12 protein-coding genes and 1 pseudogene are annotated in these 11,659 nt (G+C 40.0%); 9 read left to right on the top strand and 4 right to left on the bottom strand.

Annotated elements, in window-relative coordinates:
• The 6 genes and pseudogenes from QP437_RS06395 to QP437_RS06370 all read left to right on the top strand — a co-directional run.
• A pseudogene (locus tag QP437_RS06395) lies at positions 1 to 497 on the top strand (electron transport complex subunit RsxC); the annotation flags it as partial.
• A gap of 14 nt (positions 498 to 511) precedes the next feature.
• Positions 512 to 1,594 carry an electron transport complex subunit RsxD gene (gene rsxD / locus QP437_RS06390; RefSeq protein WP_065244742.1) on the top strand — a complete coding sequence of 361 codons (1,083 nt, stop codon included), beginning with the start codon at positions 512 to 514 and terminating at the stop codon, positions 1,592 to 1,594.
• Positions 1,594 to 2,220 (top strand): electron transport complex subunit RsxG, encoded by a 627-nt coding sequence (gene rsxG / locus QP437_RS06385; protein ID WP_285267323.1) that lies wholly within the window; start codon positions 1,594 to 1,596, stop codon positions 2,218 to 2,220. Before rsxD ends, rsxG begins: the two co-directional genes overlap by 1 nt.
• Before the next feature lie 10 nt (positions 2,221 to 2,230).
• Positions 2,231 to 2,941, top strand: coding sequence for an electron transport complex subunit E (locus tag QP437_RS06380; protein ID WP_285267322.1), 711 nt, complete (start codon positions 2,231 to 2,233; stop codon positions 2,939 to 2,941).
• Entirely contained in the window at positions 2,938 to 3,573 is a 636-nt protein-coding gene (gene nth / locus QP437_RS06375; protein WP_265469560.1) for an endonuclease III, read from the top strand. The genes QP437_RS06380 and nth overlap by 4 nt, the downstream gene beginning before the upstream one ends.
• A 26-nt stretch (positions 3,574 to 3,599) precedes the next feature.
• Positions 3,600 to 4,970, top strand: coding sequence for a sodium-dependent transporter (locus QP437_RS06370; RefSeq protein WP_285267321.1), 1,371 nt, complete (start codon positions 3,600 to 3,602; stop codon positions 4,968 to 4,970).
• Between the two features lie 45 nt (positions 4,971 to 5,015).
• Here QP437_RS06370 and QP437_RS06365 read toward each other — a convergent pair whose 3' ends face one another.
• Genes QP437_RS06365 through QP437_RS06350 form a run of 4 tightly spaced genes read right to left on the bottom strand, consistent with a single transcriptional unit; the run spans position 5,016 to position 9,472 of the window.
• Positions 5,016 to 6,959: an ABC transporter ATP-binding protein gene (locus QP437_RS06365; RefSeq protein ID WP_285267320.1), complete on the bottom strand. Its 1,944-nt coding sequence runs from the start codon at positions 6,957 to 6,959 to the stop codon at positions 5,016 to 5,018.
• Between the two features lie 45 nt (positions 6,960 to 7,004).
• A complete protein-coding gene (locus QP437_RS06360) occupies positions 7,005 to 8,357 on the bottom strand; it encodes an anti-phage deoxyguanosine triphosphatase (RefSeq protein WP_285267319.1) in 1,353 nt (450 codons plus the stop codon).
• Positions 8,354 to 9,049, bottom strand: a complete 696-nt coding sequence (locus QP437_RS06355; protein ID WP_197556350.1) for a CidB/LrgB family autolysis modulator — start codon at positions 9,047 to 9,049, stop codon at positions 8,354 to 8,356. The genes QP437_RS06360 and QP437_RS06355 overlap by 4 nt, the downstream gene beginning before the upstream one ends.
• Before the next feature lie 6 nt (positions 9,050 to 9,055).
• Positions 9,056 to 9,472, bottom strand: coding sequence for a CidA/LrgA family protein (locus QP437_RS06350; protein WP_049368798.1), 417 nt, complete (start codon positions 9,470 to 9,472; stop codon positions 9,056 to 9,058).
• Between the two features lie 111 nt (positions 9,473 to 9,583).
• Between QP437_RS06350 and QP437_RS06345 the strand changes: the two genes are divergently transcribed.
• From QP437_RS06345 to QP437_RS06335, 3 genes are read left to right on the top strand one after another with little or no spacing between them, the layout of a single operon-like run.
• Positions 9,584 to 10,099, top strand: a complete 516-nt coding sequence (locus QP437_RS06345) for a thermonuclease family protein (protein ID WP_285267318.1) — start codon at positions 9,584 to 9,586, stop codon at positions 10,097 to 10,099.
• Positions 10,089 to 11,291: a cysteine desulfurase gene (locus tag QP437_RS06340; RefSeq protein ID WP_285267317.1), complete on the top strand. Its 1,203-nt coding sequence runs from the start codon at positions 10,089 to 10,091 to the stop codon at positions 11,289 to 11,291. The genes QP437_RS06345 and QP437_RS06340 overlap by 11 nt, the downstream gene beginning before the upstream one ends.
• Positions 11,285 to 11,659, top strand: a complete 375-nt coding sequence (locus tag QP437_RS06335; RefSeq protein WP_197555645.1) for a SufE family protein — start codon at positions 11,285 to 11,287, stop codon at positions 11,657 to 11,659. Before QP437_RS06340 ends, QP437_RS06335 begins: the two co-directional genes overlap by 7 nt.

The raw sequence follows: 11,659 nt of genomic DNA, 5'->3' as shown, positions 1-11,659 counted from the left end.
CACTTGATCCGAAAAAAGCCGCAGTAGCTGCAGCCATTGCGAGAGCTAAAGCCAAGAAAGCTGCCGCTCAAAGTGAAATCGTTGCAACACATGAAACTGAAAGTGCGGTCGAAAAAATAGATGAAAACTCAGCCGCACTTGATCCGAAAAAAGCCGCAGTAGCTGCAGCCATTGCGAGAGCTAAAGCCAAGAAAGCTGCCGCTCAAAGTGAAGCAGTTATAACAAATGAAACTGAAAGTGCGGTCGAAAAAACGGATGAAAACCCAACCGCACTTGATCCGAAAAAAGCGGCTGTAGCTGCAGCCATTGCGAGAGCCAAAGCCAAGAAAGCTGCTGCTCAAAGTGAAACAGTTACAACAAATGAAACTGAAAGTGAGGTCGAAAAAACGGATGAAAACCCAACCGCACTTGATCCGAAAAAAGCCGCTATCGCAGCAGCCATAGCAAGAGCTAAAGCAAAAAAAGCGGCTGCTGAAGCGGCCAAAGAAACAGAATAACGCAGGAAAAGATTATGTTTAAGAAAATGGAGAGTTCGCCTCATACCCATTCAGGCAAATTAACCGCCCGTATTATGTTATGGGTGATTGCAGCCATGCTGCCTGCTCTGCTCACGCAGATTTATTATTTTGGAATGGGTGTTTTGGTGCAATCCGCATTGGCTATTTCTTTCGCATTATTACTTGAGTTTATTGTGACTAAATTGCGCAATAAGCCAAACCTGGTCTATATTTCAGATTTTAGTGTGGTGCTTACTGCCTTAATTTTAGCGATGGCGATTCCGCCTTATGCACCTTATTGGGTGATTTTAATTGGTACGCTTTCCGCTGTTATTCTAGGCAAACACGTTTACGGTGGCTTGGGACAAAACCCGTTTAATCCGGCTATGGTGGGTTATGTGGTGCTATTGATTTCCTTCCCTCTACAAATGACAAGTTGGATGCCACCGATTTCATTATTAAATGAACCACCAACATTTGCAGATTCTCTTTCTTTAATTTTCACAGGCTTAACCACTGATGGATTTAGTTTGAGTCAACTTGTTCATTCCATTGATGGAATTACACAAGCGACACCATTAGACAGTGCAAAAATCTTCTATAACTTACATCAAGGTGATGAAAGCGTATTTCATGATTTTGTAAAATTACCGATTTTATTACAAAACGGGACTGATTTTGCTGAAGGTTGGTGGCAGGTTAATTTGGCATTCATGCTTGGTGGGATTGTATTAATCTTAAAGAAAAAAATTCACTGGCAAATTCCCGTTTCAATGCTCGTGACCTTTGTGACCTTAGCAACAATCACTGCGATGTCAGGCCATCATCATTTAAGTATGATAAGCCAACTCTTTAGCGGCGCCATGATGTTCGGCGCATTCTTTATTGCGACTGACCCTGTCACAGCTTCTATTACACCTCGTGGTAAGCTTGTATTTGGTGCTTTGGTTGGACTATTGGTTTACCTCATTCGTTACTTTGGAAACTATCCTGACGGCGTGGCATTTGCGATTTTGTTAAGTAATATTTGTGTGCCACTTATCGACTACTACACCCGTCCTCGTGTAGCTGGACACTTTGCAAAAGGGAGAAAATAATGGGTATTTTTAAAGTCACCTCCCGTTTTGGTTTGTTATTAGGTTTTATTGCGCTTGTATGTACCGCTGTTTCTGCAGGCATTTATATGCTGACAAAAGATAAAATTGATGAAGCCATGGCTGAACACCAAAAAGCCTTATTGCTCCAAGTCATCCCTCAGGATTATTTTAATAATAACTTACTTGAAAGCGTAGAAACGCCTGAGCAAGATAAACTCAAAGGCATTCAAAAACTCTATTTTGCTATTAAAGATCATGTACCAACAGCCTATGCTTATGAAACGACAGCACCAGATGGCTATTCAGGGAATATCCGTTTATTAGTGGGGATTACACCAAAAGGTGAAGTTTTAGGTGTGCGTGTGATTGAACACCATGAAACTCCAGGATTAGGCGATAAAATCGAACTTCGCATTTCCGATTGGATTTTGAGTTTTACGAATCAAGTTATCGTGCCGGAAAGCCTAAAAGATTGGGCGGTCAAAAAAGATGGCGGTAAATTTGATCAATTCTCTGGCGCAACCATTACGCCGCGCGCGATTGTGAATCAAGTAAAACGCTCTGCTCTCGTGATGCTTGAAAATGAAGCATTACTCAATGAGATGGCAAAAAAATACGCGCAATAGGATATTTATTATGACTCATTTAACCGAAAAAACGACCGCACTTGATGAACAAAGTGCGGTTGAAAATTCAGAAGAAATAACGCAAACGCCTTCTGTTTGGAAAGAAATCTTTATTCAAGGCGTATGGAAAAACAACTCAACTCTCGTGCAATTATTAGGGCTTTGTCCGCTCTTAGCTGTTTCGAGTACGGCAACAAATGCATTGGGTTTAGGCCTTGCAACCATGTTGGTTTTAACCTGCACAAACACAGTTGTTTCACTCTTTCGTAAGCAAATTCCTCATGAAATCCGTATTCCGATTTATGTGATGATTATTGCCACCACCGTAACCGTGGTGCAACTATTAATGAATGCTTATACCTATACACTCTATCAAGCACTTGGGATTTTTATTCCTTTAATCGTGACTAACTGTATCGTCATCGGTCGTGCAGAAGCCTTTGCCTCTAAAAATAGCGTTGCACATGCTGCTTGGGATGGTTTTTCAATGGGATTAGGCATGGCATTAAGTATCACCGTATTAGGTGCGTTACGTGAAATTTTAGGTCAAGGTACCCTTTTTGAGGGCATTGAAAACTTATTTGGCCAAGGTGCGAAATTCCTTACATTACATATTTACCAAACGGATAGTAGCTTTTTACTCTTTATTCTTCCGCCAGGTGCTTTTATTGGATTAGGCATCCTATTGGCAATTAAAAACCGAATTGATATGAAAAAATGAATCAAGCTAAACGAATTGAAATTCTCACTCGACTTCGGGAGCAAAACCCGCATCCCACCACGGAATTAGAGTATAATTCGCCTTTCGAATTACTCATTGCCGTAATCTTATCTGCTCAAGCCACCGATAAAGGTGTCAATAAAGCGACGGCAAAATTATTCCCTGTGGCGAATACACCACAAGCCATTTTAGATCTTGGCTTAGAGGGTTTAAAAGAATACATTAAAACCATCGGACTTTATAATAGCAAAGCAGAAAATATCATTAAAACCTGCCGTGATTTAGTTGAAAAACACAACGGCGAAGTACCTGAAAGCCGTGAAGCCTTAGAAGCCCTTGCAGGTGTCGGCAGAAAAACAGCGAATGTGGTATTAAATACTGCTTTCGGTCACCCGACTATTGCAGTGGATACTCATATTTTTCGCGTATGCAACCGCACGAATTTTGCCCCTGGTAAAGATGTGGTAAAAGTAGAAGAAAAACTGCTCAAAGTTGTGCCTAAAGAATTTAAAGTCGATGTGCATCACTGGCTTATTTTGCACGGGCGTTATACCTGCATTGCCCGCAAACCTCGCTGCGGTGCTTGCATCATTGAAGATCTCTGCGAATACAAAGAAAAAACAGATTATTAAACGAATACAATTAAACGGAATATATTATGACAACAAACAATCAATCTCGCCAAACGTGGTCTAGCCGACTAACTTATGTGCTCACCGTTGCGGGAGCGACAGTCGGCTTTGGGGCAACATGGCGCTTTCCTTATTTAGTGGGTGAAAATGGCGGTGGTGCCTACGTACTCCTCTTTTGTATTGCGATGATTGTGATTGGTATCCCAATGATTTTAGTAGAGAACGTCATTGGTCGCCGTTTGCGTGTAAATTCCATTGATGCCTTTGGCGACAAAATCCAAGATAAAGGTAAAAACATTTCCAAATATTGGAAAATTATCGGTTATATGGGTCTTCTCGGCGCATTTGGTATCATGGCCTATTATATGGTGCTTGGTGGTTGGGTGATGTCTTATATCATCAGCCTGATTAATAATACTCTTGATATCTCCGCCCCAATTACAAAAGAAGTGGCCAAAGATTTCTACGATTTACACATCAGCAACAGCCCATGGGAAATCATGCTCTACACATTCCTATTTGTGGCAGTGAATTACATTATTTTAGCGAAAGGTATCATAGGCGGGATTGAACGTTCCGTTAAATACTTAATGCCATTACTCTTTATCTTCCTAATTGGTATGGTGATTCGTAACCTCACCTTACCTGGCGCAATGGAAGGTGTGACTTTCTATTTAAAACCTGATTTCAGCAAAATTACACCTAAGTTATTCATCTTCGTATTAGGGCAAGTGTTCTTCGCATTAAGCCTTGGTTTCGGTGTATTAATTACTCTCTCAAGCTATTTAAATAAAGAAGAAAACCTTATTCACACAGCCGTTATTACAGGCTTCACAAATACTATTATCGCTGTGTTATGTGGTTTTATGATCTTCCCATCATTATTCACATTTGGGATTGAACCTAACGCTGGCCCAACTTTGGTTTTCCAAAGTTTACCAATTGTATTCTCACATTTATGGGCGGGTAAATTCTTTGCTATCGTATTTTTCGGCTTATTGCTTATTGCGGCATTAACCACGTCAATTACGATTTACGAAGTCATCATCACCGCATTACAAGAAAAACTCAGAATGCGCCGTGGTAAAGCAATTTTTGTTACCTTAATGGGGATTTTCTTATTAGGTAACGTGCCATCTATTCTAGGTGATAACCTTTGGAAAGATTTCACCATTTTCGGTAAAAGCATTTTCGATGCCTTCGATTTCGTCAGCGGCAATATCCTATTCATGCTGACCGCACTTGGTTGTGCCATTTTCGTTGGTTTCGTGTTAAAAGATGATGCGAAAAAAGAACTATCACCGACACCAAATTCGCTCTTCACCACAATTTGGTTTAACTATGTTAAATTTGTGGTACCTGTAATTATTTTGGTAATTTTTATCAGTAATATTTAATAAAAAAACCGAGCTATTTAGCTCGGTTTCTTTTTTATCCATCCTCTATTTTGCTTCAGATTGAATTTTTTTCTCTTCAAGTTCTTCCCAACGAAGGAAAGCCGTTTCAAGTTCAGCTTCGGTGTCTGATAATTCCTTAAGCTTAGCATCTGTTACATCATGGGTTTGTTGGAAAAAGTGAGGATCACCAATTTCAGCTTGAAGTGCGGTAATTTTCTCTTCCAATTCTTCCAATAGCTGTGGAAGCTGTTCTAACTCACGTTGTTCTTTATAAGAAAGTTTAACAGATTTTGGCTTTTGAGAAACAGCGTCATTTTTGACCGCACTTTCCTGTACTTTTGGTGCTTCTTTTTTGGATTTTTGGGTCTCTTGTTCTGCTTTCATCGCAAAGTAATTGGCTTGTTGTCCTTTCGCATCAAAGAAACCGCCCACGTATTTATTCAATACGCCGTCGCCTTCAAAGAAATAACACTCTGTCGCGACATTATCAATAAACTGACGATCATGGCTGACAATCAATAAGGTGCCTTGATAATCAGTAAGGATTTCTTCCAATAATTCTAAGGTTTCTACATCCAAGTCATTGGTTGGTTCATCGAGAATCAATAGATTATTAGGTTTCAGTAATAATTTTGCTAATAACAAGCGATTGCGTTCACCACCTGAAAGCGCTTTGACGGGTGTCATAGCTCGTTTAGGTGGAAATAAGAAATCCTGCAAATAGCCCAACACATGACGTTTTACACCATTGACTTCAATATCCTGCTTGCCATCAGCAACGTTATCCATCACCGTTTTTTCTGGATCAAGATCAGCACGATATTGGTCAAAATAAGCGATATCTAATTTTGTACCACAGTGAATGCGACCGCTCGTTGGCTTGATTTCACCTAATAAAAGTTTAATAAACGTGGTCTTTCCGCAACCATTTGGTCCCACTAAAGCAATTTTATCGCCACGTAAAATGGTCGTGCTGAAATCTTTGAGCAGCTGTTTGCCTTCAATCTCATAACTTACATCTTCCATTTCAAACACGATTTTGCCTGAACGACTTGAGTTATCTAATTGTAACTTAGTAGTACCTATTACCTCACGACGTTGGCGACGTTCTTCACGCATGGCTTTTAACGCGCGCACGCGGCCTTCATTACGCGTACGGCGAGCTTTAATCCCTTGACGAATCCAAACCTCTTCTTGTGCCAAACGTTTATCAAAAAGCTCATTCTGCAATGCTTCGACACGTAAGCTTTCCTCTTTAGCGGTGAGGTATAAATCATAGTTACCTGGATAAGACACTAATTTCCCACGATCTAAATCGACAATACGGGTCGCCATTTTACGGATAAAAGAACGGTCGTGGGAAATAAACACAATACTTCCGGTAAATTCTAATAAGAAGTTTTCTAACCATTCGATTGCATCTACATCCAAGTGGTTAGTCGGTTCATCTAATAACAAGACATCGGGGTTACACACCAACGCACGAGCAAGGGCGGCTTTACGCAACCAACCACCCGATAAATCCGCTAATTTGGTATCTGGATTTAACTCGAGCTTTTGCAATACTTCATTGATTTTATTTTCAAATTGCCAGCCATTGGCATGCTCTAATTTGGCTTGTACTTGCGCCAGCTGGTTAAGAGTTTGTTCGCTGTAATTTTGTGTCAACTCTTGCGAAATATGGTGATATTCCTTTAACAAATCCGCTAAATGCTCAATGCCTTCCGCCACATAATCAAATACATTCCCTTCAGCGTGGCGAGGCGGGTCTTGTTCTAAGCGTGAAACCACTAAATCTTTTTCATACTGCACTTTGCCGTCATCCATGGTGACTTGCTGTGCAATAATTTTTAATAAAGTCGATTTACCTGCTCCGTTACGCCCCACCAAACACACGCGCTCATTAGGTTCTATGTGAAGTTCAGCGTGATCAAGTAAAGGATAATCACTAAAAGAAAGATAAGCGTTAGTTAAACTAATTAATGCCACAAAATTGTCCTATAAATTCAAAATATCAATAAAAATAACCGCACTTTAGAGCTGGTGATAAACCTTTAAGGCATAGGCATCTGACATGCCCGCGATATAATCACAAATAATACGTTTTTTACCCTGCTCCGGTGCATTTCTCCAACGATTAGCCGTATTCGTTGGCAATAAACGTTCGGGGTCAGACTCAAAAATTTGGAACATTTCTGTGAGAATGCGCTGCCCTTTATATTCAATGCGTTGCGTTTCGACATGACGAATCACGTATTTCCACACAAACTTTTTAAACACATTTAATGCCGCAATCACATCTTGCGGTAGTTCCGCGTTATAACATAACAAAGGCTCATCAAAATTGCCGGTGACTTTCCAACGCACATGGGTAATAAAGAAATTCACTAATGCCCCAATGGCATTTTTACGCTCGAAATGATGGTTGGAGAATAATCGTTGGCTGACTTGTTCTATATTTTTTGCCAACCAATCTGAAGGAATCGTTTTAAGTTCATCTAATGCTTCTTGCCACTGATGTTGATTTACTACACCAGTCACAATCGCATCTTCTAAATCATGTACCCCATACGCAATATCATCCGCCAATTCCATAATGCTGCAATCTAATGATTTAAATTGTGTTTTTAAAAACTCGGCAGGATTTGACCGCACTTTTTGAAATGAACCAAACAAAGTGCGGTCATTTTCAGAAAGGTTTTGCAATAGCCAATTAAACATTGTGACGTCATCACGAAATAACCCTTTTCCAGGCTTCCAGTCACTAATTTTAACATAGCGTGGATCAGCGTTTTCAGCATGCGGCAACTGAGCATATTGCGGTGAGGATAAGTCCAAAATATTCGGATATTTCACCACACCTAAAATAGCACGACGCGTCAAATTCATCCCTGCTGTTTCAGTATAAGGCTCAAGTTTAGTAATAATACGAAATGTCTGCGCATTGCCTTCAAAGCCGCCATGATTACGCATCATATAATTGAGTGCTACTTCCCCACCATGACCAAACGGTGGATGACCAATATCATGCGCAAAGCATAAACTTTCAATTAAATCATTGCTTGGTAATAAAGGGTTGAGCTGTTTCTGCAATTCACTTTTTTCAATATGAAGCTGGTCTGAAATAGCAACATAACTTTCCGCAAATTTTAATTGGGAAACCAGGCTGCTACCGATTTGTGCCACTTCTAGAGAATGAGTTAGGCGCGTGCGATAAAAATCATTTTCGCCTACCGCATGAATCTGTGTTTTGGCTTGCAAACAACGGAAAGCGGCAGAATGTAAAATCCGCCCACGATCACGACGAAATGGCGGTCGGTGATCTTTTTCGCGAGGCGGATCAGGAAGGAAACGTTCAGTCCAAAAATCAGCTAATTGGGTTCTCATAAAAATAGACGAATAACATGGAATACTAAGGGGGCTAAAATTGAGCTCATAATACCGCAAAGTACCAAAGAAATCGAACTATAACTACCGGCTTTTGGATCGGCTTCCATACAGCTTACCGTGCCTAATGCGTGAGAAACGGCACCAACAGATAAACCTACGGCTTCTTGTTGTTTAATACCAATCTTTTTCAAGATGAGATAACCAAAAACCGAACCTTGCAAACCTGCAACAATCACGCCTACGGCTGTAACGGCTGGAATACCGCCTAAATGAGAAGACACTTCCATCGCAATTGGCGTGGTAATTGATTTTGGCAATACGGTCGCGACCATTTCAGGGCTTGCCCCTAAAATAATCGCAAAAATGGCACCGGTAAACATAGAAAACAAAGAAGCTAATGTCACCACAGAAAGAATAATTTTCCACTGTTTCGCAATTTGACGAAGTTGTTCATACAACGGTAACGCCAGCGCAACAATACTCACGCCTAATAAATTATTAATCGGCGCATTACCCGCCATATAATCATCATAAGGAATATCGCCCACCACTAAAATCAGCACAAGAATTGATACTGTGAGCACGAACGTATTGAAAATCATGGATTTCCAACGTTTACTGATTTGTAATGCGAGCCAAAATCCAAAAATCGTTAAAATGGTATAAAGATAAATTGCATACTGCATAATAAAACCTTAGTCAGCTTGAAGATTGCGTCTTTCTAATACTTTTTTACGCTTATGGGTAAAGGATTGTTTATAAAATAAATAGTTTCCTATAAATGCAATAACTAAAAGTGTCAGAACGGTACTGAGAATATTTGGAATAAGTAAAACTTTCCACTGGGCCACGAGTAAATCATAATATTTGATAATCCCCACGCTCACAGGCACAAAAAGGACCGCCATGTAGCGGATCAGTAAGCTCGAACCGAAATAAATCCACTCCAAGTGAATTACATGAGTCGTTAAACCTAAAAAAAGTAATAACAAGCCCCAAATGCTGCCTGGAATCCCCACTGGGATATAGTGAGAAATCAAATTGCCGAGTAGTAACATAATGTATAAAATGATGAGCGAACGAGCGAGTTGAACGCCTTTTTGGAGTAACATATTTCCTCTATCAACTTTTTTAATAATAATTAAAATTTATTTTACGCTTTTTTGTTAAAATTACCCATTCATTTTAGCTAAATTTTGCGATGCAGATCAAAGAAATTCCAAATGATTAAAAAATTCTTCTTATTTTTAACCATAATTTTAACCACACTTTGGACGCAATTTTCAATCTCAGCAGAACGCCAAGTAGAATGCTGGGTAGTAGGCGTAAGTGATGGCGACACCCTGACTTGCCTCTTACCCACTAAAAAACAATTCAAAGTGCGATTACAAGAAATTGATGCTCCAGAAAAAGGCCAACCATTTGGAAAGAAAGCCAAACAATATCTTTCACAGCTTGTTTTCAAACAAAATGTGACGTTGTCAGTTTCTGGTTATGATCGCTACCAACGTATTTTGGCAACGGTTTATCTACAAGAACAAAACATCAACTTAGAAATGGTGAAAAACGGCATGGCTTGGGTTTATCCGCAATATGCTAAAAATCCAATCTACTTCCAGGCACAAGATTTTGCCCAACAACAAAAAATCGGCTTATGGCGAGAGCCCAACCCTGTTGCCCCTTATGAATGGCGTAAACAGAAAAAAACACTCAAACACGGAGATAACCATGGATTTTGATTATCAATCATTTAAAAATGAATTCCCTTATTTTACATCGCCAAATGCCGTGGTTTATTTGGATAATGCAGCGACAGCATTAAAACCTCAAGCACTCATTGATGCAACGACTACTTTTTATCAATCGGCGGGATCTGTGCATCGTAGCCAATATGAAGCGGCACAAACAGCACAATATGAAAATGCTCGTCACTTAGTTAAAACCTTAATTAATGCGGAAGATGAAAAAGCGGTAATTTGGACGTCTGGGACGACTCATAGCATTAATTTAGTTGCTAATGGTTTACTCCCTTCTTTGCATGCTGATGATGAGATTTTAATTAGCCAAGCAGATCATCATGCTAATTTTGTTACTTGGCACGAAACAGCGAAAAAATGTGGGGCAAAAATTCAAGTGTTGCCTATTTTGGATAATTGGCTAATTGATGAAAATGCCTTAATTGCAGCCTTAAATGAGAAAACCAAATTAGTCGCACTCAATTTTGTTTCCAACGTAACGGGAACGGAACAACATATCCATCATTTAATTCGACTAATCCGTCAACATAGCAATGCGCTCGTTTTAGTGGATGCCGCTCAGGCTATTAGCCATATACAAATTGATTTACAGGCATTAGATGCTGATTTTATCGCCTTTTCTGCACATAAAATTTATGGCCCCAACGGGATTGGCGTATTAAGCGGAAAATTAAGCTCACTTTCCCTGCTACAACCGCTTTTTTATGGTGGAAAAATGATTGAGCGCGTCTCCCATGAATGTATTACCTTTGCTGATTTGCCTTATCGATTAGAGGCGGGTACACCTAATATTGCGGGCGTGATTGGCTTTGGTGCAGTGTTAGATTGGCTCAAAAAATGGGATTTTCAAGCAGCCGAGGCTCATGCCGTTAAGCTTGCCGAACAAAGCAAAGTGCGGTTAAAAAACTATCCAAATTGTCGTTTATTCACTTCACCGCAACCAAGTTCTGTTGTATGTTTTGTTTTTGATGGGATTGCGGCTTCGGATCTTGCTACCCTATTAAGTGAACAAAAAATTGCGTTGCGCGTTGGTGAGCATTGTGCCCAACCTTACTTAGCCCGTCTTGGCGAGCGTACCACATTAAGACTGTCTTTTGCACCTTATAACAGCCCGCAAGATGTGGATGCTTTTTTTGCGGCATTAGATAAATCCTTAGAGTTATTAGCATGCTAGAAAACATTAAACAGGCAAAAAATTGGGAAGATCGTTACCGTTTCATTATTCAAGCCGGTAAACATATTCCTCAACCCTCTCCAGATGAATTAACTCAAATGCAATCGATTCAAGGCTGCGAAGCGGGGCTTTGGTTTAAGACCATTCCACAAAATGACGGCACGTTTCAATTTCAAGCTTACAGCGAAGCACGCATTATGAATGGTTTGTTATGGTTATTGTTGCAAAATATCAATGGCCAAACCCGCAACCAATTACAACAATTTAATATTCGTCAATTTTTTGATGAGCTCGGTATTGCCTCTCGCTTAAGTGAAACCCGCTTAAACGGTTTAAAACAAATTGAAGAAATCTTGCACAATCTGTAA

The sequence above is a fragment of the Haemophilus sp. UMB1048 genome (assembly GCF_030218125.1).
GTDB lineage: Bacteria > Pseudomonadota > Gammaproteobacteria > Enterobacterales > Pasteurellaceae > Haemophilus_D.
This window is presented reverse-complemented; position numbering and strand designations above follow the sequence as displayed.

What these genes read in the sequence shown, in the direction of transcription:
- rsxD (WP_065244742.1), top strand. Translation starts at nt 512, where the DNA reads ATGTTTAAGAAAATGGAGAGTTCGCCTCATACCCATTCAGGCAAATTA.
- rsxG (WP_285267323.1), top strand. Translation starts at nt 1,594, where the DNA reads ATGGGTATTTTTAAAGTCACCTCCCGTTTTGGTTTGTTATTAGGTTTT.
- QP437_RS06380 (WP_285267322.1), top strand. Translation starts at nt 2,231, where the DNA reads ATGACTCATTTAACCGAAAAAACGACCGCACTTGATGAACAAAGTGCG.
- nth (WP_265469560.1), top strand. Translation starts at nt 2,938, where the DNA reads ATGAATCAAGCTAAACGAATTGAAATTCTCACTCGACTTCGGGAGCAA.
- QP437_RS06370 (WP_285267321.1), top strand. Translation starts at nt 3,600, where the DNA reads ATGACAACAAACAATCAATCTCGCCAAACGTGGTCTAGCCGACTAACT.
- QP437_RS06360 (WP_285267319.1), bottom strand. Translation starts at nt 8,357, where the DNA reads ATGAGAACCCAATTAGCTGATTTTTGGACTGAACGTTTCCTTCCTGAT.
- QP437_RS06350 (WP_049368798.1), bottom strand. Translation starts at nt 9,472, where the DNA reads ATGTTACTCCAAAAAGGCGTTCAACTCGCTCGTTCGCTCATCATTTTA.
- QP437_RS06345 (WP_285267318.1), top strand. Translation starts at nt 9,584, where the DNA reads ATGATTAAAAAATTCTTCTTATTTTTAACCATAATTTTAACCACACTT.
- QP437_RS06340 (WP_285267317.1), top strand. Translation starts at nt 10,089, where the DNA reads ATGGATTTTGATTATCAATCATTTAAAAATGAATTCCCTTATTTTACA.
- QP437_RS06335 (WP_197555645.1), top strand. Translation starts at nt 11,285, where the DNA reads ATGCTAGAAAACATTAAACAGGCAAAAAATTGGGAAGATCGTTACCGT.